This window comes from Acetobacter sp. AC2005 (assembly GCF_037901235.1).
Lineage (GTDB): Bacteria > Pseudomonadota > Alphaproteobacteria > Acetobacterales > Acetobacteraceae > Acetobacter > Acetobacter oryzoeni.
In genome coordinates this window covers 493,648-515,863 of sequence record NZ_CP149625.1, presented here as the reverse complement: position 1 = coordinate 515,863, position 22,216 = coordinate 493,648, and the positions used below count along the sequence as shown (strand labels likewise).

General features: G+C 57.4%; 23 protein-coding genes. 8 read left to right on the top strand and 15 right to left on the bottom strand.

The genetic code is table 11. The features are described 5' to 3' along the window. Nucleotides 1–95 precede the first annotated feature (95 nt). On the top strand, nt 96–2,018 hold the full coding sequence (acs, locus tag QQM41_RS02405; RefSeq protein ID WP_339077608.1) for an acetate--CoA ligase: 1,923 nt from the start codon (nt 96–98) through the stop codon (nt 2,016–2,018). 24 nt (nt 2,019–2,042) lie between these two features. Here the strand turns inward: acs and QQM41_RS02400 are convergent, their stop codons facing one another. After that, nucleotides 2,043–2,306, bottom strand: a complete 264-nt coding sequence (locus QQM41_RS02400; RefSeq protein WP_339077607.1) for a DUF1653 domain-containing protein — start codon at nt 2,304–2,306, stop codon at nt 2,043–2,045. A gap of 99 nt (nt 2,307–2,405) precedes the next feature. Between QQM41_RS02400 and QQM41_RS02395 the strand changes: the two genes are divergently transcribed. Continuing rightward, the gene (locus QQM41_RS02395; RefSeq protein ID WP_174714313.1) at nt 2,406–2,981 is read left to right on the top strand and encodes a hypothetical protein; all 576 of its coding nucleotides are present in this window, start codon (nt 2,406–2,408) and stop codon (nt 2,979–2,981) included. Nucleotides 2,982–2,991: 10 nt separating this feature from the next. Then, nucleotides 2,992–3,279: a hypothetical protein gene (locus QQM41_RS02390; RefSeq protein ID WP_339077606.1), complete on the top strand. Its 288-nt coding sequence runs from the start codon at nt 2,992–2,994 to the stop codon at nt 3,277–3,279. Between the two features lie 45 nt (nt 3,280–3,324). Here the strand turns inward: QQM41_RS02390 and QQM41_RS02385 are convergent. The 3 genes from QQM41_RS02385 to QQM41_RS02375 form a co-directional block, all read right to left on the bottom strand. After that, nucleotides 3,325–4,079 (bottom strand): IS5 family transposase gene (locus tag QQM41_RS02385; protein WP_088365012.1). Its coding sequence is split into 2 segments (ribosomal slippage): nt 3,325–3,749 and nt 3,749–4,079, totalling 756 coding nucleotides; the frame shifts between segments, so codons are not numbered across the junction. Between the two features lie 129 nt (nt 4,080–4,208). Next, nucleotides 4,209–5,183, bottom strand: a complete 975-nt coding sequence (locus QQM41_RS02380) for an SAM-dependent methyltransferase (protein WP_128105038.1) — start codon at nt 5,181–5,183, stop codon at nt 4,209–4,211. Beyond that, entirely contained in the window at nt 5,180–5,638 is a 459-nt protein-coding gene (locus tag QQM41_RS02375; RefSeq protein WP_128105039.1) for a DUF423 domain-containing protein, read from the bottom strand. The genes QQM41_RS02380 and QQM41_RS02375 overlap by 4 nt, the downstream gene beginning before the upstream one ends. Before the next feature lie 70 nt (nt 5,639–5,708). Between QQM41_RS02375 and QQM41_RS02370 the strand changes: the two genes are divergently transcribed. The 3 genes from QQM41_RS02370 (at nt 5,709) to QQM41_RS02360 (ending at nt 7,707) form a co-directional block, all read left to right on the top strand. Next, entirely contained in the window at nt 5,709–6,275 is a 567-nt protein-coding gene (locus QQM41_RS02370; protein ID WP_003628453.1) for a cob(I)yrinic acid a,c-diamide adenosyltransferase, read from the top strand. A gap of 274 nt (nt 6,276–6,549) precedes the next feature. Further along, the gene (locus QQM41_RS02365) at nt 6,550–7,206 is read left to right on the top strand and encodes a hypothetical protein (protein WP_339077605.1); all 657 of its coding nucleotides are present in this window, start codon (nt 6,550–6,552) and stop codon (nt 7,204–7,206) included. A gap of 33 nt (nt 7,207–7,239) precedes the next feature. After that, nucleotides 7,240–7,707, top strand: coding sequence for a hypothetical protein (locus QQM41_RS02360; protein ID WP_003628451.1), 468 nt, complete (start codon nt 7,240–7,242; stop codon nt 7,705–7,707). An 89-nt stretch (nt 7,708–7,796) separates the two neighbouring features. Here QQM41_RS02360 and QQM41_RS02355 read toward each other — a convergent pair whose 3' ends face one another. The 4 genes from QQM41_RS02355 to cysQ form a co-directional block, all read right to left on the bottom strand. Next, complete coding sequence (locus QQM41_RS02355; protein ID WP_339077604.1) at nt 7,797–9,266, bottom strand: FAD-binding oxidoreductase; 1,470 nt, start codon at nt 9,264–9,266, stop codon at nt 7,797–7,799. A gap of 15 nt (nt 9,267–9,281) precedes the next feature. Beyond that, entirely contained in the window at nt 9,282–9,845 is a 564-nt protein-coding gene (locus QQM41_RS02350) for a hypothetical protein (protein WP_339077603.1), read from the bottom strand. Next, complete coding sequence (locus QQM41_RS02345; protein ID WP_339077602.1) at nt 9,842–10,843, bottom strand: L-threonylcarbamoyladenylate synthase; 1,002 nt, start codon at nt 10,841–10,843, stop codon at nt 9,842–9,844. The genes QQM41_RS02350 and QQM41_RS02345 overlap by 4 nt, the downstream gene beginning before the upstream one ends. A gap of 89 nt (nt 10,844–10,932) precedes the next feature. Further along, nucleotides 10,933–11,703: a 3'(2'),5'-bisphosphate nucleotidase CysQ gene (cysQ, locus tag QQM41_RS02340; protein WP_012812650.1), complete on the bottom strand. Its 771-nt coding sequence runs from the start codon at nt 11,701–11,703 to the stop codon at nt 10,933–10,935. Nucleotides 11,704–11,846: 143 nt separating this feature from the next. Here cysQ and QQM41_RS02335 point away from each other — a divergent pair, with 143 nt between their 5' ends. Then, nucleotides 11,847–13,331 carry a leucyl aminopeptidase gene (locus tag QQM41_RS02335; RefSeq protein WP_050819433.1) on the top strand — a complete coding sequence of 495 codons (1,485 nt, stop codon included), beginning with the start codon at nt 11,847–11,849 and terminating at the stop codon, nt 13,329–13,331. A gap of 61 nt (nt 13,332–13,392) precedes the next feature. Here QQM41_RS02335 and QQM41_RS02330 read toward each other — a convergent pair whose 3' ends face one another. Then, entirely contained in the window at nt 13,393–13,839 is a 447-nt protein-coding gene (locus QQM41_RS02330) for a DNA polymerase III subunit chi (RefSeq protein WP_050819434.1), read from the bottom strand. Between the two features lie 106 nt (nt 13,840–13,945). Between QQM41_RS02330 and QQM41_RS02325 the strand changes: the two genes are divergently transcribed. Continuing rightward, complete coding sequence (locus tag QQM41_RS02325) at nt 13,946–14,800, top strand: aldo/keto reductase (protein ID WP_339077601.1); 855 nt, start codon at nt 13,946–13,948, stop codon at nt 14,798–14,800. Nucleotides 14,801–14,814: 14 nt separating this feature from the next. Here QQM41_RS02325 and QQM41_RS02320 read toward each other — a convergent pair whose 3' ends face one another. The 6 genes from QQM41_RS02320 to argF form a co-directional block, all read right to left on the bottom strand. Next, complete coding sequence (locus QQM41_RS02320; RefSeq protein ID WP_050819436.1) at nt 14,815–15,933, bottom strand: S1C family serine protease; 1,119 nt, start codon at nt 15,931–15,933, stop codon at nt 14,815–14,817. 138 nt (nt 15,934–16,071) lie between these two features. Next, nucleotides 16,072–18,639, bottom strand: coding sequence for an ATP-dependent helicase HrpB (hrpB, locus tag QQM41_RS02315; RefSeq protein ID WP_339077600.1), 2,568 nt, complete (start codon nt 18,637–18,639; stop codon nt 16,072–16,074). Between the two features lie 99 nt (nt 18,640–18,738). Next, entirely contained in the window at nt 18,739–19,728 is a 990-nt protein-coding gene (locus QQM41_RS02310) for a hypothetical protein (RefSeq protein ID WP_339077599.1), read from the bottom strand. A gap of 101 nt (nt 19,729–19,829) precedes the next feature. Further along, nucleotides 19,830–20,780, bottom strand: a complete 951-nt coding sequence (locus tag QQM41_RS02305; RefSeq protein ID WP_339077598.1) for an Hsp33 family molecular chaperone HslO — start codon at nt 20,778–20,780, stop codon at nt 19,830–19,832. Nucleotides 20,781–20,905: 125 nt separating this feature from the next. Then, nucleotides 20,906–21,223, bottom strand: a complete 318-nt coding sequence (locus tag QQM41_RS02300) for a hypothetical protein (protein WP_050819440.1) — start codon at nt 21,221–21,223, stop codon at nt 20,906–20,908. Between the two features lie 4 nt (nt 21,224–21,227). Next, nucleotides 21,228–22,214, bottom strand: a complete 987-nt coding sequence (argF, locus tag QQM41_RS02295; RefSeq protein WP_050820365.1) for an ornithine carbamoyltransferase — start codon at nt 22,212–22,214, stop codon at nt 21,228–21,230. Nucleotides 22,215–22,216 lie beyond the last annotated feature (2 nt).

Sequence of the window (22,216 nt, the reverse complement as noted above, 5' to 3'; positions counted from 1 at the left end):
TCATGCGGTGCGGGGTCTTTCATGCAGGCGTGCAATATGGTCAAACCAGTTCTGTTTCGTAACAAGAACAACAGAAGCCGAAAGGGCCAGACAGAGTGGTAGATGCGTTTTTCCCCGCAACGGATAACCCCGTTTCTGATCGGTATCAGGATCTTGTGCAGCGGGCGCAACGTGATCCGGAGGAATTCTGGCTGGCTCAGGCGCAAAGGCTGGCATGGCATACGCAACCCATGCACGCATCCCGCTCTGATTTTACCGGCGATGTGCGCGTTTCCTGGTATGAAGACGGGCGGCTGAATGCGGCTGAAAACTGTCTGGACCGGCACGTTCTGTATCAGCCCGATAATGCTGCCCTGATCTGGCAGGGGCAGGAAGATGGCCACCGCGAGGTAATCTCATACCGTGAACTGCATGCCCGTGTGTGCCGCTTGGCCAATGTGCTGCGCCGCCTGGGTGTGAAAAAGGGAGACCGCGTGGCCATCCATCTGCCCATGGTGGCAGAGGGTGTTATTTCCATGCTGGCCTGCGCTCGTATTGGGGCCGTGCACGTGGTGTTGTTTGGTGGCTTTTCTGCCGAGGGTCTGGCCGAACGTCTGACAGATAGCGGCGCTGTGGTGGTAATTACCGCAGACGTGGCGCGCCGTGGGCCCAAGAAAATCCCCAGCAAGACCACAATGGATGAGGCCATAAAACTGTGTGGGGCACAAAGTGCCGTGCGCAATGTGCTGGTGGTGCCTGTAACAGGTGCTGATGTGCCCATGCAAAAAGGGCGGGACCTGTCCTACGCAGCAGAAGTGGCGCTTGAAATACCGGATTGCCCGGCAGAAGTAATGAACGCGTGTGATCCGCTGTTTCTGCTTTACACATCTGGCAGCACGGGGCGCCCCAAAGGGCTGGTGCATAGCACGGGCGGGTATCTGGTGTGGGCCTCTTTCACGCAGGAGCTGGTGTTTGATGCCAAACCCACTGATGTGTTCTGGTGTACGGCAGATACAAGCTGGATTACCGGCCACACTTATGTGGTGTACGGGCCACTGGTAAATGGTGGCACCATTCTTGTGTATGAAGGCCTGCCATCATGGCCGCAGCCTGGCCGCTGGTGGGATGTGATAGACCAGAATCAGGTTTCTGTTTTCTATACGTCTCCCACGGTTATTCGTGCTGCCATGCGTGAGGATGATTCCGTGGTGCAAAGCCGCTCTCTGTCTAGCCTGCGTGTGCTGGGCACGGTGGGTGAGCCTATCAGCCCGGAAGCATGGAAGTGGTTTTATGCAGAAGTAGGGCGCAATGCCTGCCCGGTGGTGGATACATGGTGGCAGACAGAAACCGGCGGCGTGATGATTACCGCCTGCGCCCAGAATGTTGCAGGTAAGCCGGGGGCCGCTGGGCTGCCTTTGCCGGGTGTGGCTGTTACGCTTACAGATGCCAAAGGGCAGGATATTGAAGGCGAGGGCGAAGGCCTGTTGTGCCTTGCGCAATCCTGGCCCGGACAGGCCATGACGCTGTGGCAGGACCACGAACGGTTTCGTAAAACCTATTTCACCACATGCCCGGGCCATTATTTCTCGGGTGATGGCGCACGGCGGGATGCCACCGGTTATTACTGGATTACCGGCCGTGTGGATGATGTGGTGAACGTATCTGGCCACCGTATTGGCACGGCGGAAATTGAAGATGCCGTGGCTGAAGATCATGCCGTGGTGGAAAGTGCCGCCGTTGGCGTGCCGCATGATCTGAAAGGGCAGGCCCTTGTAGTGTTTGTGGTGCCCAAGGCGGAGGGCGCGTTTGATGCCACAGCCGTAAACAAGGCCGTGGCCGCAGGCGTAGGCCGCTATGCTGTGCCAGAAAAAATTTACGTGGTGCCGGATCTGCCCAAAACACGTTCGGGCAAAATTGTGCGGCGTTTGCTGCGCAAGATTGCAGCGAACGATCTGGATAATATGGGGGATCTGTCCACCTTGGCAGACCCGGATATTGTGGCTGAACTGATAAAGCTGGTGGCCCAGCAGAACGGCTGACCAACCTATAAAAGGCCGGGGCGTTTATGCCTCGGTTTCTGCCGCGTTGGCGGCTTTTAGCAACGCAAAGCGCGGTGCGCCGTTTACACTTTCCTGCCACATGGCAAGGGGGCGCACCCAGTAATCTCCTCGTGCTTCACTGCGGTATGTTACAAGCCATTCTTCGGTTTCACTGTGGCGGCCTGTGCAGATCACAGTATAAAGTCCGCCCTTGTAATGTTGATAAAGACCGGGGCAAGGCATTTCTGGCACTTGGGTATCTGTATTATTCTGGTTATGTTCTATCATGATCGGGGTATCCTGCTGGGGTAGGTTATGATCCTGTGTTGCGGAAGGAGCGCACTTTTGAACCATCGTGTTGTGCTGTGTCAGGCGTTAACTGGCTTTATGTTTCTGTTTTGCGTTAATCCCGGCCATGCCACAACCACGGGCCATGCCAAAACGCATGCGCATACATCCAAGCGCACGCACCATGCCGCAGCAGCAGCCCGCAGCCCCGCTGGTGGCGCCCCGGTTGTGCTGACAAGCCAGCCCGGTACATCGTTGGACAAGGAAGCCCGCCGCCTGAATGCCGAGGATATGGCCGCCGCCGCCCGGCATAAGGAAAGGCCATTGGTGCTTATTGGCTCTGCCCCACTCAGCACCAGTGGCGGCAGCATGGCGCTGTTTGTGCAGGTGCAATCTGCCAGCCTGTGCGGCTCTGCCGGATGTTCAACAGACGTGTATCTGAAGCGCGGGAATGATTGGGACAAGATTCTGGATTCCGTCAGCGGGCCGATTGAACTGATGTCCACATCCCACGGGGGCATGAAGGATATTGTGGTGGATGGCACAGACCGCTGGGTCTGGAAGAACAACACCTATGTAGATACCATTGTGGCGCAGGATGTGCCGGGGCTGAAAGATTCCATCGAGCAGCATCAGGCGCAGATGCGTAAACACGGTAAGTCTTCTTCCCGGTAATTTTGTTAACGTGCCTGCACCTCAACCCGGTTTGGCCTATACGGCGCTGAAAACACTGGCCACGGTGGCTATCACCGTGGTGCTGATTGCCCTTTTGCGTGGCGGCTTGGCGCTGCTGCCAAAATTTGATTCCGCAACAGGTGGGCAGGCGGGCACGCACCTGTTGCAACTTCTGGCAGGAGATGGGCAGGCCCGCACCCAGAATGCGGTTTCCATCGGACTGATGTTGGGCTGCTTTATTCTGGCTGTTCTGGTGGTGCAGATGCTGGAAAAATGGTGGCGCAGGCGGGCCAGATAACGCCCAGCTAAAAAGCGGGAGTTATCTGGTTTTTACAGCGTGTCGTCAGTTAAGCAGGATGATGATTGAGGCGAACTGCACGGCTGCGAGGAAGGTCGATTTCAGTTTATCGTAGCGGGTTGCGATAGCGCGAAACTGCTTGAGTTTATTGAAGAACCTCTCAACAAGGTTCCGTTCGCGGTAGAGAGAAAAATCGGTTTTCCGTCGTGTCGTTCTGCTGCGTTTTGGCGGGATGACCGGGGTAATCCCGCGCTGTATCAGCCGATCGATCAACCTGTCCGCGTCATACGCCTTGTCAGCAAGGAAAGCCTCCGGGTCGATGTTTTCCAGAAGCGGTTCCGCCTGGGTGATATCGGCATCCTGTCCCGGTGTGATGCCGAGTTCCACCGGATTGCCCAGAGCGTCGCAGATGGCATGGATCTTTGTAGTCAACCCGCCTCGTGATCGTCCGATGGCCTGATCCGTACCCCTTTTTTGAGAGCTCCTGCACTATGCTGATGCGCCCGGACAATTGTGCTGTCGATCATCATGTATTCGTTGTCGTGATCAGCGGCCAGATAACGAAATATCCGTTCGATGACGCCGCTTTCACACCAGCGGCGCAGACGCCGGTGCACGTTTTTCCAGTCCCCGAAACGGGCAGGAAGGTCGCGCCATGGAATGCCCGCGCGATAGCGATACAGCACCGCCTCCACGAACAGACGGTTGTCCGCCGCAGTGCCGCCGACATAGCCTTCTCGACCGGGAAGAAGATCCTTTATCCGCTCCCACTGGTCATCGCGTAAACTATAGCGCCGCATCTCTCTGTCTCCTCCAAAAAACGGGAAAACAGTCAGCACACGCAGACACAAACTACAACCCTCACGTGCCACACTCAGGGCTTAACTGACGACACGCCGTAGCATGTCACTCTTACACTTGGTGTGTATTTAAGCGTCTTCTTGCGTAAGATTTGTGCCTGCCAATGTGGGCCTGTTTTCGGCCGCGGCTGTTTTGTTCCAGAAAAATGTTAGCTCATGCTTGTTATGGGCCAGATGCGCCAGGCTGCCACCCGGAATGGCTTCAAACGCGGCCACAATTTCATGGTCTGTTTCACCCTGAAACTTCACCGTCAGCACAATGTTGTCTGTGTTGCCAGAGGCTATCCAGTTTTGTGTCAGCCGTAAAAGGCGCTGCGGGTAGGCAATGATGTCTGAAAACATCCAGTCCACGGCAGCAAGTTTTTCGGGTTCCAAACCAAAGGCGCTGGCTTGTTGGAAGGAGACACCCGGCATGGCCGCCACTTTGGGGTCAAGCGGTGCGCGGTCAAACGCCGTAACCTGTGCACCAAGGTTGGCAATGGCCCATGTCCAACCACCGGGTGTGGCGCCCAGATCATAACAACGTTCTTCAGGCGTGGGCCAGCGGCCAAGGCGCGTGCAGGCTTCCCACAATTTCAGATAGGCGCGGGAAGGTGGGCCGGTGCGGTTTTCTACAAACTGTGGCGCGCCATTTACAAATGGGCTGGTTTTGCGTGCAGAAAAAAGCAGTGTGTTGGTGTCCAGCAAAGTCCACGCGCCCAAGGGGCTTGTTGGTGGCAATGTGGGAAACACCAGCGGGGCAGCCTTAACCGGGGGCAGCTTGTCTGTGATCAGCGCGGTACGCCGAAAGTGGTCGATAGTATACAGGCTCCAGTTCCGCTGAATGGCGCGCAGTGTATCTGCTGCATTGCGAATGGAGGTTATTTCTACCACCTGCGGGTCCAGCCAGATATCCAGCGCCCAAGGGGAATACACAGGCTTGCTGCTGGAAAGAGCCAACCGGCCATGCCAGCGGTCAATAGTTACGCCGCGCCATGCCAGATCAGCTTCTAAAACGGATGTCAGCCCATCGGCGGCCAACCATGCGGTGCGAATGGTGCTCATGCCCGGCACATCCAGCCAACGGAAAGCAATAGCCAAGAAAGAATCAGCAAACTGCCACCTGTTGGGGCAACGTGGGCTGCATGGTGGCCGGTAAAGGCTGTGTAATACACGCCCGCACAAAACAGCAGCGTGCCCAGCACCAGCCCACAGCCACCGGCCAGCAAGATACGGCCCGCTTGGGGTTTGGCTGTAAGGCCCAGAGCAACAAGGGCAATGCCTTGCCACATCTGCATTTCCATGCCGCTATGGGCCATAACGCGGCCACCGGCAGCAAAGGCCGAATCTGGCAGATGGGCGGTAAGTGCGCCCATAACGGTGCCGGTAGCGGCCAAAAGGCCCCCGCATATGCGCCACAGGCGCGGAAGAAGAAGTGAAAAGGACATAAGTTCTGCTGTATAGGCGCAGCGGCCGTAATGGAAAACAGGAAAGGCAACATGCCCGGCCATTTCCTGCATGGGCCTTTATAAACTGTGCGCCGCGTTGTGGCGGAACAGATGCAAAAATGAGAGCAGGAAAATCCAAAACATGAGCATCAGGCTGGACCGAATTGTGACGCGCGGTGGAGATGGAGGGCAGACATCTTTGGGCAATGGCGCGCGTGTTGCAAAAAGTAGCGCACGGATAGAAGCACTGGGCACGCTGGATGAAGTAAACGCCATAACCGGCCTTGTGCGTGCCCACGCCCCGCAAGAGAGCGCCGTGGTGGGCCAACTGGCAGCCGTGCAGAACATGCTGTTCGATATGGGGGCAGATTTGTGCCAGCCGGAAGAAGGCCCAAAAGCAGCCCGTGCCAAGCGTATGCAGGAAAGTGCCGTTTTAAAGCTGGAAGAATGGGTGGAGCAGTTGCGCGCTGCCCAAAAGCCATTAACCAGTTTTGTGTTGCCCGGTGGTTCTGTTCCCGCAGCGTGGGCGCATCTGGCCCGTACACAGGCGCGTGCGGCAGAACGGCGTATGGTGGCGCTGGCTGAGAAAGAAACAATCAATCCTGTTCTGCTACAGATCATGAACAGGTTATCTGATTACTTTTTTGTTCTGGCGCGTCACTTTAATGCAGATGGGCAGACCGATCTGGTATGGATTCCTGAAAAATAAGAGAAAACCTTATGAAATCCCTGTCTTGTGCTTGAACATGGCAGGGAAGACATGATAATAGTAATTAGTAAGAACCAAAACACATTATAAAACGTGTGTAATAATTCTGTCTGTCCGTTTGTAATGTGTGCCCTCATGCCTGCTGTAACGCATCATGAAGGAGTGGCTGGAACCGTGTTGGGTATCGCGCGGGCAAATGCCAGAATATAACGGCTGATGGAATGTTTAAGAACTGTATCAACAGACCATTTTTCTTAAAGTGACTTCCAGATTTATGAATACAACATCTTTTATGCCACCCTTGGATGCCGATAGAGAACGGGATGAAGGGCTGGAAGAAGCCTCCATGCGCAATGCGCTGGAACGGCTTGGCGCATCTCATAAAGGGCGGGCTGCGCCGTCCGCTCCTCGTCCTGCGGCAGATGCCACAGGCAACAAGCGGCGGCGGTTTGTGCGTGATGGTGAAGTGCCGGTAGAAAAGCACTCTCTCGCTCGTATCACGCCCCGCACGGTTGCCGCCCCCCGTACCCTCACCACATCTCGCGCTGTTCATTTTTCTGAAGAAGAAAACAGCGAAGTTTCCCGTCTGCGTCGTTTGGTGGCGGAAGAAAAGCTGCGTGTGGAAGAAGTGGAGCGCCAGTTGGCAGAGGTGCAGGCCGCCCAGCGTGCTTTGCAAACCCAAAAAGGCCACGCTGATATGATGGTGCGTGAGCTGAAGGCCAAAGTGGCGGAGCAGGAAGCTGAACTGGCTGAATCTGGCCGTCAGCTGCGGGCTGCCCACCGTTTGGTGGCAGAGCGTGATGAAGAAATTACCAGCCTGAAACGGCAGGTAGAAGCCAAGCCGCGTGGCCGCCCGCGCCGCCAGTATGAACTGGCAAAAGAAGAAACGGTTGAAGATGAACCGCAGCCCGTAAAGTGGTGGAAGGACTAATATCCTGCTTCTGTTTGTAAAAAGACACTCTGCGTGAGAAATCCTCCTGTCACGCCAGCGTTGGTGTTGCTGGTGGCGGATATTGCCGTAGGGGTGGCCTGTGTGTTGCTGCCGCCTCTTGTTATGGGTTTTCTGGCCCTGTTGAAGGATATTTTTGGCGTGCTTATTCTGCCGTTCAGCTTTTTGTTTGGGCTGGCAGGATGGTCATCCGATATGTCTTCTCTAGAAACCATGCAGGGCGGATTGGTGCCAGATATGATGGCCCATCCGTTCCGGGCCGCTTCTGCCGCTGCGTTGCTGGTGGTAGGGGGCGCGTGCTCTCTTATGGCGTGTGGCACGCCAGATGGCGCACGTATGGAGCGTAACCTGGCGCCGGTATTCACCTTTGCCGCCATGGTGCTGGTTGGGGTTGATCCGGGGCTTGTTGTGCTGCCTGCGTTTGTTTTGCAGCTTCTGGCGTTGCGTTACCCTGCTATGGATTTTTTGAAAATCCGCCGGTAATTCTGTAATCTGGAATATCTGTTCAAGTAATAAAAAGGGCGACCATTGAATTGGCCGCCCTTTTTATTGTGTAGAGTGTTATATTGTTTTCAGGCTGCAGGAAAAATCTTGCCCGGGTTCATCAGATTTTTGGGGTCCAGCGCATTTTTGATCCGGCGCATGGTTTCCAGTTCCGCACCGCCACGCCATTCGGGCATCATGTAGGTTTTAAGCTGCCCCACGCCGTGTTCGGCAGAAAAGGAACCGCCCAGTTTGCGCACAATAGCAGCCACAGTGTCCATCATGGCATGATCCTGCGCCAAAAATGCCTTGGGGTCTGCGCCTTCGGGCTGCACCAGATTGAAGTGGATGTTGCCATCCCCAATATGCCCAAACGGTGCCACCCGAATACCGGGAATAAGGGCTTCACACGCTTTGGTGGCTTCATCAATAAAGGTGGGAATAGCGGCCAACGGTACGGACACATCGTTTTTAACAGAGGCCCCGGCACGTTTCTGGGCTTCTGCATGTTCCTCACGGATCATCCATAGGCTCTGGCGTTGGGCTTCACTTTCTGCCAGCACGGCATCTGTTACCAAACCATCTTCCAGCGCGGTGCCCAGCACGTCTTCCATAAGGGAGCGCAGGCTGTCATCTCCACGTGGGCTGCCCAACTCTACCAGCGCATAGGCGGGTGCGGGTTCGCTAAGTGGCAGTGGCGCGCCTTCAATCAGTTTGTTCACCAGAGCCATGCTTGTGCCGGACATGAACTCAAAAGCCTGAATGGCAGAAGGATCTTGCTTGCGGAAAGCGGCAAACAGATCCAGCGCACCCTTGGCATCCGCCACAGCGCACAAAGCCGTCTCGCGCGAGCGGGGGGCTGGCTGAAGCTGAATAATGGCCTGCGTAATAATGCCCAGCGTGCCTTCAGACCCCACCAAAAGCTGCCGCAGGGCGTAGCCGGTGTTATCCTTGCGCAGCTTGCGCATCAGGTTCAGCACATTGCCATCGGGCAGTACGGCTTCCAGCCCCAATGCCAGTTCACGCGCATTGCCGTAGCGCACGGTGTTGTTGCCACCTGCATTGGTGGCCAGAATGCCCCCGATATCCGCAGAGCCTTCGGATGAAATGGAAAGCGGCAGCAGCAGCCCTTCTTTGGCAGCGGCATCCTGCGCGGCTTTAAGCGTTACGCCAGCTTCTACCGTCATGGTCAGATCAGCGTGGTCAATGTCATGAATGCGCGTCATGCGGGTGGTGGAAATTACCACAGCCTTGCCGGTATCATCCGGTGTGGCGCCACCCACCATGCTGGTGTTGCCGCCTTGCGGCACCATGGGCACGTTGTGCTGGTTACACAAAGCCACGGCTTTTGCACATTCTTCCGTGTTGGCCGGGCGTAAAACGGCGGCGCATTTACCATGATAAAGCGCGCGCCAATCTATGCAGAACGGATCTACGTCTGAAGCCGCTGTCAGCAGGCCGGCAGGGCCCAAAAGCTGTAAAAGGGCATCATGCAGGGGTTGGGGAAGGGCGGCATTTTCAGACATGGGTGCGGGTTCCTGCAAAAGGGGTGAACACACAAAATAAAGAAAACATCAGTAAAGGTAACGGGCGTTTTCTGCCGCAGTATTGATGTGCGGTGAAAAAAAGGCGTGAAAAAGTTCGGTGCCTGCAATGCCAGCCAAAAGCCCGGCAATAGTGGCAATAACTATGGTTAACCGTCGCTGATACTGGCCAAAGTTTTGTATCTGCGCCATTTGGACCTGCATTTCGGCACGGGCTTGCAGTGTAAGATACAGCTCAGATTTAAGAGTTTCATTCTGGGCAGTGGCGGTGCGCAGTTTGCGATCCAGAGAAACAATATTGTTTCTAAGCTCCTGCAACTGGGCGCGGTACGTTTCAGACATATCTGCCTGCGCCTTGCTGGCAGAAGCCCGGCTGTTGGCCCGTGTTTTGCTGGGGCGTGCAGATTTTGCCTTTTCGGGGTCTTCTGCAATGGTCTGGAACAGGTTTTTAAGCGCGCCGCCTGTGGTGGCATTACGTTTGGCCCGGTTACGCAAGGCTTCCAGTGCAGTAGCAGATTGGCCCGGCTGATCTTCCAGCACCAGCGCCAGAATATCCGAAAGGATTTTCAGTTCTTTAGGGTCAATATCGCTCATGCGGGCAAGTCTTCCGGGGGCAGGGCAGGGCGCGGTGCTGCCGCACGGTTCAGCCTATCCTGTATGGCAAGCCCAAGCCCATGCTGCGGAATGGGTTGTACCGCAATGCCACGCAAATGGTGGCTCTGGCCTTGTTTATCCAGCGTGCGTAGGCCGGTAAACAGGCGGGCGGCGGCTTCTTCCAGATTGCCACTTGCACTCAGATTCCAGCTTATGGTGGCACCGCTGGGCTGTGTGTTGCCAAAGGCCAACAGGGCTTCATCTGGCGCAACGTCAACAGCGTTAAGCCGCACGGGAAGGTGCGGTGCGTAATGTGAAAGCAGCCTGCCGGGAGATGCCGGGGCGGCATCTACCTCGGTTTCCGGCATAAAGATGGTGCCGCAAACGGCTTGCAGGGCTTCCAGCGTAATGCCGCCGGGGCGCAACAGGGTGGGGCGTTCAGGGTTGGAAATATCCAGCACGGTGCTTTCCACACCAACTTGGCAGGGGCCACTATCCAGCACGGCATCAATACGGCCACCCAGTTCCTCCAACACATGCGCGGCATCAGAGGGGCTGATGCGGCCCGAACGGTTGGCAGAAGGTGCTGCAATGGGGCGTTGCACCAGCTTGAGCAACGCCTGCACGGTTTCCCCCTTAGGCACGCGCACAGCCAAGGTGGGCAGGCCATCGGCGGCCAGATCACTTACCGTGCTGTGGGGTGCGCGGGGCAGAATAAGTGTAAGCGGGCCGGGCCAGAATGCCTCTGCCAGTTTATGTGCAAGCGGGTTGGCAACAACCTGAGTGAAGGCGGCCTGTGCATCTGCAAAGTGGCTGATAAGCGGGTTAAAGCGCGGGCGGTTTTTGGCTTCAAAAATCCGGGCCACGGTTTTGGGCTGCGTGGCATCTCCGCCAAGGCCGTAAACAGTTTCTGTTCCAAACGCCACCAGGCCACCTTCGCGCAGAATGCGGGCAGCTGTTTGAAGGCCAGAGGAGGAGGCATCCAGAAGGTTGGTCATACTTCTCTGTAATGGCGGCAAAAGGGGCAGCCTGTTTGCTGCATTGGCCAGCCTTTGCACAAGGTTGGCCAAAGTGCAGCGTAATGGGTTTACAGCGTTCCGGTACAGACAAACGGCGGATTTTTCCAGCCCGTTTTACCATAAACCAGCGGAGAACCGTCCAGCAGCGTAATATTTCCGCCAGCGGCTTCCACAATCGCCTGCGGGGCTGCGGTATCCCATTCCATGGTGGGGCCAAGGCGTGGGTAAAGGTCCACCAGCCCTTCAGCCACACGGGCAAATTTTACGGCAGAGCCAATATTGCCCAGCTTGGCTACAGGGCGGCCGTTCAGATAGTCTGCCAGACGTTTGTCATCTGCATGGTGGCGAGATGCCAGAACAGTCAGCCCTTCTGCAGGTGCCTTGCGTACATGAATGGGCTGCGTGCCGTTTTTATCCGTGCGGTGCGCGCCCAAGCCTACGCCACCTGTATAAAGCTGATGGTAAGCGGGCAGTGCCATAGCCCCCAGCACCGGGCGGCCATCGCGCACCAGCCCGATATTTACGGTAAAGTCATCACGTCCGGCGGCAAATTCACGCGTGCCGTCCAGCGGGTCCACCAGCCAATAGGCGGGGGCTACGGCGGTTTGTTTGCCAGCGGCCACTTCTTCTTCCGCAATAACGGGAATATCCGGTGTTGCGGCGCGCAGGCCGCGCAGAATATGCGCTTCTGCGGCGTGGTCTGCCTCCGTTACGGGGGAAGAATCGGTTTTGGTTATGGTTTCAAAGCCGCGCGCACGGATTGTACGAATAATTTCAGCAGCTTCATCGGCCAGTCTGGCGGCAAGGGCCAGAAGGTCGGCATCGGTATGGCTTGTCATGGTGGCTAGCATACGCCAGCACGCGGGCTGCGTCATGCCTACAATTGCAAGCGCATGTCATGCTCTCGCGGGCTTCCTATTGCCAAGCCGCCGGGGGAGACGTACGCAGGAAGGATGAGTTTACAGAAAGGGCAGTAAACACCATGCTTCAGATCAAGTTTTCTTCCGCTTCGCTGCCAGCAGGTGGCGCTCTGGCCATTTTGGTGCCGGAAGGGGAAAAACGCTCTGCCATTTTTCAGCAAGCCGATAAAGCCACTAACGGCGCGCTTACCCGCGCAGCCAAAGCGGATGATTTTACAGGCAAGGAAGGCACCGCCTGCGTTGTGCTGGCACCATCCGATGCGTTTGAACGCGTGGTGCTGATTGGCATTGGCAAGCTGGAAGCCGTAGATGCCTGGGCCGCAGAAAAGGCCGGTGGCGCTGCGGTATCTCGCCTGGGCCGTGATGAGCAGGCAACTTTGGCTGTGGGTGATCTGTCCGGCGTGCTGGCAGCACATGCTGCATTGGGTGCCGTGCTGGGGGCTTACCACTTTGGCCTGTATCATGGTGCGCCAGAAGCCAGCAAAAACCATCGCTTGGCTGAACTTTCTGTTCTGACAGACCACGTGGACGGCGCAGAAGAAGCATGGCCATCCCTTTCCGCCGTGGCACGTGGTGTGGTGCTGACGCGTGATTTGGTGACCGAACCCGCAAATGTGCTGAATCCGGTAGAATTTGCAGAACGCGCCACCACCTTGAAGAGCTTGGGGCTGGAAGTGGAAGTGCTGGACCGCGCTGCCATGGAAAAGCTGGGCTTTGGCGCGCTGCTTGGCGTGGCACAGGGCAGTGCGAACGAACCGCGCACCGTGATCCTGCGCTGGAATGGTGCCGCCAACAAGGATGAAGCCCCGCTGGCCTTTATTGGCAAAGGCGTGACGTTCGATTCCGGTGGTATCTCCATCAAGCCTGCCGCCGGCATGGAAGACATGAAGTGGGATATGGCTGGTGCCGCTACGGTAACTGGCCTGCTTACAGCACTGGCTGGGCGTAAGGCCAAGGTTAACGCCGTTGGTGTTGTGGGGCTGGTGGAAAACATGGTGTCTGGCACCGCCCAGCGCCCCGGCGATGTGGTGCGCAGTGCCTCTGGCCAGACCATTGAAGTGCTGAACACCGATGCCGAAGGCCGTTTGGTGCTGGCAGATATTCTCTGGTATGCGCGTGAACGCTTTGCACCGCAGATTATGGTGGATCTGGCAACGCTTACGGGTGCCATTATCATCAGCCTTGGGCACGAATATGCAGGCCTGTTCTCCAATAACGATCAGCTTGCCGCGGGCCTTGCAGATGCCGGTGCGTTTGCGGGTGAAAAGCTGTGGCGTATGCCCATGGGCAAGGAATATGATGCCCTGCTGAAATCCGACATTGCGGATATGAAAAACATCAGCGGTGGCCGTGCGGGTGGTTCCATTACCGCAGCGCAGTTCCTCAAGCGCTTTGTGGGTGAAACACCTTGGGCGCATCTGGATATTGCCGGTGTGGCTTGGGCATCCAAGGCACAAAATGGCCAGCCCAAAGGTGCAACTGGCTTTGGTGTGCGTCTGCTCGACCGCTTTGTGCGTGATGGCTACGAATACGAACCCAAAGACTGAACCCGCTGCCCTTTAAAGCAGTTGGTATAAGACCAAAGGCTGGAAGAGCGTTGCGGTAGGTTTACCGGGCGCGGTTCCAGCCTTTTTCTTCCTGCCGCCAGTAAGCCAGTTCATGCCCTGCGGCTTTGGCGGCACTCCAGCGGGTGCGGGCGGCAGCAACGGCTTCCTCATCATGCCCGTCAAACAGGTCAAACACCCGTTCAAAATCCGCCAGATCGGGAAAGCTGCGGTTTTCCAGCAAAAACAGAAAGCGCGCATTATTGGGGGTATCTTCCCCCATGCTCAGCCAGATAGGTTGCAGATCCGGGCAGGCAATGCCTTCGCGCCCATGTGGCAGCCATGTTGGGGTTGTCACTTTCCACAAGGCTTTGTCCAGATCATCCAGCATGGGTTTGCTGGCGCACCACACAGCGGCTTTTTGCCCGCTGGCCAGTGTGCGGGCCAGCAGTTTGGGCAGGGCCTCGGTCACGCTTGTGCGCGTAAGGTGGTAAAAACCAATCTGAGTCATACGTGTTAGTATATCCAGCCTTACCTGCGGGCAGAAGGCTGATTGAACGCGTTTAGAAAATTAACAGGCAGATAAGCCGCCTGTTTGGCAAAGGAGAACCGGCGCAATGGCAAAAACAGTAACGCTGGCCGATGGCACTGTTCTGCCCGCTTTGGGAGTGGGCACGTGGAATATGGGTGAAGAACCCGCCCGTTGGCCAGAGGAAGTGGAAAGCCTGCGCTATGCCGTATTAAACGGCGTGCAGGTGGTGGATACAGCCGAAATGTACGGCAATGGCCGCTCCGAAAGTGTGGTGGGAGAGGCCATTTATCCTTACCGCAAAAAGGTTTTTCTGGTTACCAAAGTTTTACCTTCAAACGCATCTTCCCAAGGTATGGCGGAAAGTTGCCGGAAGTCTCTGCGCCGTTTGGGAACGGATTGGATAGACCTGTACCTTCTGCACTGGCGTGGCGGTGTGCCGTTGGGCGAAACGGTAGATGCCTTTCGCAAGCTGCAACAGGAAGGTTTGATCCGCCATTGGGGTGTTTCAAACTTTGATACAGACGATGTGTATGAACTGGATGGATGTTCCCGCATTGGGGAATGTGTTGCCAACCAGGTATTGTACAATCTGGAACATCGCGGCGTGGAATATGATCTGTTAAAAACGGATTATCGCCGCAAAATTGTGACCATGGCTTATTCCCCCATCGGGCAGGGGCAGAAACTGCTCAAAAGCCCGGTTCTGGCAGATATTGCCAGCAGGCACAGCACAGCGCTTGGCCCGGCCACACCGGCACAAATTGCGCTGGCATGGGTGCTGCGCCAGAACAATGTGCTGGCTATTCCCAAAGCGGCCTCGCACGAGCACATGAAGCAGAATCTGGCTGCGCGAGACCTTGAACTGACAGAGCAGGATCTGGCCCAGTTGGATGCAGTGTTTCCGCCGCCTACCAAAAAAACACCGCTGGATATGATCTAAAAAGCGGGCAGGGGTTATTTGCCCCCGTTGCCGTCCTCCCATTTGGGGCGGCGGCCAATGCGGATGGTCAGGGTTATGGGCTGATTATTGCGCAGCACGTTCAACTGCGCATCCAGCCCCGGCTTGGCAGATGCCACGGCGCGTATCATGGCGCGGGCGGTTTCTACGTGCTCGTTATTCATGCCCACAATGATATCACCCTTTTTCAGCCCGCCTTTGGCAGCGGGGCCGTTACGGTCCACCTCTGTTACCTGCGTGCCGTTATGGGTCATGATATCTTCCAGCGTGGCGCCCAGCCAGCCACGCTCGATATGCCCCGCTTGCCGCAGGGTTTCCACAATGGGGATGACAATTTCGGAGGGGATGGAAAACCCAAGCCCCACAGAGCCACCTGTGGGGGAAACAATGGCGGTGTTAAGCGCCACCACCTGCCCGGCAAGGTTAAACGTGGGGCCGCCGGAATTGCCGGGGTTTATGGGGGCATCCAGTTGCAGAAAATCATCAAACGGGCTGGTACCAATATCGCGCCCGCGGGCGGAAACAATGCCTGCGGTTACGGATGACCCCAAGCCAAAGGGGTTGCCTGCAGCCATAATCCAATCCCCTACCTGCACCAGCCTGCTATCACCCCATGTTACGTAGGGGAGAGGCTGCGGGGAGCTGATTTTTATAACGGCAATATCCGTTAGGTTATCTATACCGGCCAGTGTGGCTGTAAATTCCTTGCCACTGGCAAGGGCCACGGTAATTTTGTCTGCATCTTCCACCACGTGGCCATTGGTAACAATGGTGCCTTCGGGGTCTACAATAAAGCCCGAACCCGCCCCAAGCAGCTCATCCCGATGGCGGCGCATGCGTTCGCGGTAACGCTTTTCCAGCGGGGTGCCTTTAACGGTAGATGGCAGCTTGTGTTTGGCGCTGGTATCCGAATCTCGCGTAACAGAAATATTCACCACAGCGGGCACAACCTTGCGCACCAAAGGCGCAAAGCTGATAGGCCCGCCAGAAACCAGCGGCACTGCGGGCTCAAATGTCGGGAGAGATGCAGCCTGTGCCAAATGGTGCGCGCCTGTTTCCTGAAGGGAAAAGCAGGCTACGGCCAGTGCGGGCAGGTTCCGTAGAAGCGTCTTCATGGAAATGGCAATAAAGCTCCAGACATTACAAACTTGTGGCCCGGATTATCTGCTTTATGCAACCGGCTATACGGGTTTGCCCTTGATCTGGTACGTTTTTATGGCGCGAGGGTGTTGTTTGCGCCACGTCCATAGGCCTCAGCTGCGTTTGGCGCGTGGGCGTGCTGGGGCCAGTGCCGGGTTTTCTGGCCATTCATGCTTGGGGTAACGCCCCCGCATATCGCGCCGCATGTCTGCCCAGCCACCTTGCCAAAACCCTGCCAGATCCGCCGTAATGGCCTGAGGCCGCCCTGCGGGAGAAAGCAGCGCCAGCCGCAACGGCACGCGCCCTCCGGCAAGTTTGGGTGTTTCCGCCGTGCCATAAAAGGTTTGGGCACGAGCCGAGGCCACAGGCACGGGCTGCGTATAATCCACCTCCGCCACACCGCCAGGGAAGGGTAGAGAGGTCGGCAGTTCCTTATCCAGCCAGCTTGTGCGAGCGTAACCCAGATAAGTGCGCAGCAGGCTGAGGATGTCCAGCTCCCGCAATGCGGTGATGGATGTGCAGCCTTCAACATATGGGGTCAGCCATTCATCCATACAGCCAGCAAGGGCTGAGGAGGAAAAATCGGGCCAGGCTTCTTCCATGCCGGTGCCACCGGGCAGGGTGCGGGCCAGTTCCACACGGGCTTGAAGCTGCCGCACGGCGTCTGACCAGTTGAGCGTGGTTTCCGGCGCCTCCTTGGCCTGTGCCAGCAGAAGCGGGCCTGCATCTTCCGGTTTTACTTTTTCTGTGCGGTCGCGCAGCACAAGGCAGCCAATGCGGGTGCGCCTGCGGGCCATGATGTTGCCCGATACGGGGTCTAGCGTGGTTTCAACCTGTTCACGCGTGCGCTCCAGCAGGGCTGGGGGCAGGGCGTTGCTATCCAACGGGGCCGCCATGCGTATTTCGGCAGCGGTGCGCAGATGCAGGCCCGCTACAGCCAGCAGCTTGTGTTTTGCCAGCCCATCATCTCGGCGCAGGCGGGCATTGCTGCCATTGGCCATGCGGTAACTGCCCATATCCCCCCGGCACAGGGCAATACGATCAGGAAAGCCTGCGGCCAGAAGGGCTGCGGCATCACCCGCGGCCGGGTGGCGCGCCTTCAGCCCCATGCGTGTGCGAAAACGTGCGGCAGCCTGCCGAATGCGGGCCAAGGCACCACGGTCTGCCTGTGGGTTGTTATCTTCCCCCGCAATCAGATCCAGCCGGAGGGTAATATCTGCAGGCGGAATGGGCGGCGGCCCACCACGCCCGGCAGCGCGTGGGCGCAGGGGGTCTCGTTCTTCCAGCAGAGCAGCAAGATCTGCGGCCAGCGCGGCTTCCTCGGCAGTGCGGGCGGCCAACATCATGGCGGCAAGGCGTGGGTGCGTGCCCAGATCGGCCATGCTGCGGCCCAGTTTTGTAATCTGGGCTATATCATCCAGCGCGCCTAGCAGAATCAACAATTCCTTTGCGGCGGCTACCGCGCTGCCGGGGGGCTGATCTGGCAGCGGAAGCGGCGTATCGGCTGAACCCACCGTATCGGCCCACAAGGCGGTTGCCAGCACAAAATCAGACAAATCGGCTTCCAGAATTTCTGGCCTGTCATGCTGTGGCAAGGCGCGCTCGGTATGGGCAGACCACAGGCAATACGCAATACCCGGAGCTTCTCGCCCCGCGCGGCCTGCACGTTGCCGTGCGGCGGCCTTGGAAATACGCACCGTATCCAGCCGGGAAAGCCCAGCCCCGGCATCAAACCTTGGCACACGGCGGAAGCCGCAATCCACCACAACGCGCACGCCGGGCACGGTCAGAGATGTTTCGGCTATGGAGGTTGCCAGAATAACCCGCCGTTCCCCTTCATTTCCGGGGCGCAGTACGCGGGCCTGTTCTGCCGGGTGCAGTTCACCATGCAGGGGCAGCACTGTAGCGGGCACGCCATCCAGAAGCTGCATCACACGGCGGATTTCTCCCGTGCCGGGCAGAAAGGTGAGAACATCGCCTTCTGTTTCCGCCAGAGCCTGCCGCACGCCTGTTGCCGTGGCGGTGGCAATATCGCGCAGGCTGGGGATATCGTGCTTGGCATGGTGGACGGTAAGCGGAAACATCCGTCCTTCGCTTGTGAGCACAGGGGCATTCATTAGCGCGGCAAGGCGTTCTGTTTCCGCCGTGGCGGACATGGCCACAAGGCGCAGATCAGGCCGCAAGGTGCGTTGCAGATCCAGACAGAAAGCCAGCGCCAGATCTGCATCTAATGAGCGTTCGTGTATTTCATCCAGAATAACGCAGGCCACGCCTTCCAGCATGGGGTCACCCAGCAGGCGGCGCAGGAACAGGCCTTCTGTCAGCACCTCAATACGGGTGCGGTCAGAAACAGCAGATTCCAGCCGGGTGCGGAACCCAACAAAACCGCCAACATCTTCCCCCATAAGCGATGCAATGCGCTGTGCTGCGGCACGTGCGGCCAGCCTGCGCGGTTCCAGCATGATAATTTTATCAGATGGTGCACGCCATGCCGCAGCCGCCAGCACGGGCGGCACAGATGTGGTTTTACCTGCACCGGGCGGGGCCACCAGAATGGCAGATGCCGGATGATCTGTGGTGGGAGGATGAGCCAGCACCGCGCAAAGTTCTGGCAGTACATCCTGCACAGGCAGACCCTGCGCAATGGAAAACGGGTTCAGGCTGGGGGCAGAAGCACTCATGCCCTGCTTTATGGCGGCCCCACCGCCGCAGTGCAATGTTGTGCAGCAGTGGGGGCCGTATGAGCTAGGTATTAAGGCGCTGTGTTGAGCGTAACAGCTTTATTGAGGCTGAGACGGCAGCTTGAGATAACCCGGTTTGGGAGACGTTGCTTTTGTAGAGGGGGAGCTTGAGGACGAATCATCATCCTCACCTGCCGGGAAGATGGCGTTGGGCTCACTGTCCTGCGCTTTGGGGGCTGCGGCAGGTTTGGCTTCCGTTGTGCCAGTGGTGGACGGCGTTGCCGCATCGGTAGAAGGCGCAACAACAGGGGCATTTTCCGGCACCGTTACGGGGGATGTGGCCTGCCCGGTTTTAGCCGCCGAAACGGGGGAAAGCGCCTCTTGCGTAGCTGCGGCACCAGCACCGGCGGTCGCACCCGTCGCGGCAACTGGTGAGCCATCAGATGTGAGAGGTTGGGCCTGAATGGCACCATCTACGGGCATGCCCCCGGCATCCACCAGCCATTTACCAAGAGAGCGATGCACCTGCGTGTCCAGCTCGGTATTGATGCTGTCCATCATCCCTTTGGTCATGTTGTACAGATTGGCTTGGCTTTCTGTATCTTCCGTGGGGTCTGGGTGCAGGCTTTGGGTGGCGTGGGCTTCTGTATGTGCGGTTTTGCTGCCATCGGGGTTTAGAATATCCAGATGCACATCTATCTGCCCCTGTAGCGTGCCGCCGGGTTCATGCAGGATAGAGGCCCGATCAATTACAAACTGGGCGGAATTGGCGCTGGTAATGCCCCCTTTGGCGGCCAGCCTGTCCTGCACCATCTGGCGCAGGGCCTGCACGGGCGGGGTGGGGGATTTGTAGCCGATATCGCCCGCAACCGGGTGGGTTACGGTGTTATCCACCAGTGTCAGGGTGTTTACGTTAAGGTTGATCTGGCTGAGGTTGTCATACCGCAGTGGTGCAAACTGCGTGGGCTGCTTCTGATCCGCGCAGCCTGCCAGCAGGGCAGGAAACAGCAGCGCGGCTGTTAGGCCAGAAAGGCGCATGCGGGAAAACAGCATCATGGCGCAAAACCTCTTGTGAACTTTATCCGACATTCTAAAAAATGCCTGCCCCGTGGCAGATACCTTATACCAGCAGGCCTTAAGATATTGCGCTTAGGGCTCTGCTGGCAAACTTTGCGGCTATATTTACTGTTTTACTGCGCCTGTGTGGCAATGTTTTTGCGTGCAAAGCGAAAATCAACATTACAGAATTCGCACGTCATCACGATGTTTCCATCATCTTGGCACATGTGGTCCAGATCATCCTTGGGGAAGGTTTCCAGCACATTGGCCAACCGCGCGCGGGAGCAACGGCACCCAAAGGCCAAAGCCCGTGGCTGGCTGACATGCAGGTCTTCTTCATGGAAAAGCCGGTGCAAAAGCTGCAATGTGGGCAGGTTGTCGTCCAGCAGTTCCTGGGTGGAAAGTGTGCCCGCCAGAATGGTGGCGGTTTCCCAGCTAGCTTCTGCGGCTTCATCTTCCACCACGTGGCTGCCGCCTTCACCCGCAATGCGTTCCAGTATCAGGCCACCTGCGCGCCAGCCGGCATCTGTCATCTGGCAGGCCAGCATAATCCAGCAGGCGTGCTGCTCACTGCTGGCAAAGTAATGCATGGCCATTGCAGACAGATCATCCCCTGCAATTTCCACAATACCCTGATGGCGGTCCATTTCCGGGCCTTGGTCCACCGTAAGGGCCATATAGCCGTTGCCCAGCAGTTCGCGGTCTGTGGGTTTGGGTGTTTCAGCCAGCAGGGTTTCCAGCGCCTCATCATCCGTGCGGGCGTAAAAGCGTAGCGCGCCAGTGTTGGTGCAATCTGCCACCAGCATGGAAACAGGGCCATCGCCCTTGATCTGAAGTGAAAAAGAGCCTGAAAATTTCAGCGCTGAAGCCAAAGCCGCTACCAGCGCCAAGGCCTTGCCAGCAAGGCGGGTAACAGGGGCTGGGTGATCATGCCGTGTAAGCAGCGTATCGGCCAGCACGCCCAAACGCACCAACCGGCCACGCACGGGCCGACCAGCCAGATAAAAAGGTGTTACACCACCTGGTACTACCAAATCGGGCACATCTGGGCGGTCACGGTCAAGAAAAGCGGGTTTTTCCATGGGAATTTAAGTTTGTCCTGAGTCCATCAAGAATACGGGAATATCAAGAACGTGCGCCTGACGCGTGCGGACTCTGAGGATGCTTTTCAGGCGGACAAAAAAGGTAAGGTGGAAAGCAGGGGAAGTTACGCCCCTGCAGAAATATCCAGTTCCAGCTTTTCCAGCTTCTGTTCAAGGGCGCGGCCGGTTTCTGAATCCATGTTCAAACCGTCCTTAAGCGCAACAAGCAGCCCCTTGCGGCAGGCATCGTGCTCGCTATCCAGATCTTCCGTACGGCCACAGCCTGCCAGACAATCCAGATAGGCATTACGGAACGGTGCCAGCTTATCTGCCGGGAACGGCAACGTAGCCAGAATAGCATCCAGACTGCTTTCCACCCAGCCGGGGGTGGCGGGTGTATCTTCGGTAGATGTCATGGAAACCGTTCTGTCTGTGCCGCTCATGTGCTTATTCCTTGCCGAAAGAGGTCCAGTTTGAGCCACCCATTGTCCATGCTAGCACGCCTTTCTGGGCATGAAGGCGGTTTTCCGCCTCATCAAACACCACAGAATGCGGGCCTTCAAACACGTCCTTGGTTACTTCTTCTCCTATATGGGCAGGCAGGCAGTGCATGAACAGGGCATCTGGCGCAGCAAGGGCCATTAAATCTGCATTTACGCGGTAGGGTTCCAGCTTGCTCATGCGGGTGGCGGCTTCCTTGGGGGAATCAGACATGCTGATCCATGTATCCGTCACCACGCAATCGGCACCTTTTACGGCGGCTTTTGGGTCTACCGTCCACTCCACATCACCGCCTTCGGCACGGGCCCAGTCCAGCACATCCTGCGGGGGCTTCATGTCTGCGGGAGTGGCGGCACGCAGGGCAAAGCCAAAACGCACGGCCCCTTCAATAAGGGAGACAAGCACGTTGTTGCCATCGCCCGTCCACGCAAAGGTGCGGCCACGCACAGGGCCGCGGTGTTCCTCAAACGTCATGATATCGGCCAGAATCTGCACCGGATGAGAATGAGGGGTAAGGCCGTTGATAACGGGCACCGTGCTCCACTGTGCCAGTTCGTGCATGGTTTTTGTGTTGCCGGTGCGCAGCATAATGGCATCTACAAAGCGGGAGAGCACGCGGGCTGTATCGGCAATGCTTTCACCACGGCCAATCTGCATTTCCTGCGGGCTGAGCACTACGGCATCCCCCCCAAGCTGGCGAATACCCACTTCAAAAGAAACGCGGGTGCGGGTGGAAGGCTTGGAAAGGATAAGCCCCAACTGCCGCCCGGCCAGAGGCTGGCGCGGGTGCAGCGGAAACCGGCGGTTCTGCTGCATGCGCTTCATGCTGGCGGCTACATCCAGAATCTGGCGCAGGGTTGCGGCATCCAGATCTTTCAGATCCAGAAAATGGCGTGGCGTTGCCAAGGAAGAAGAGGGCAGGGCAGTGGTCATGT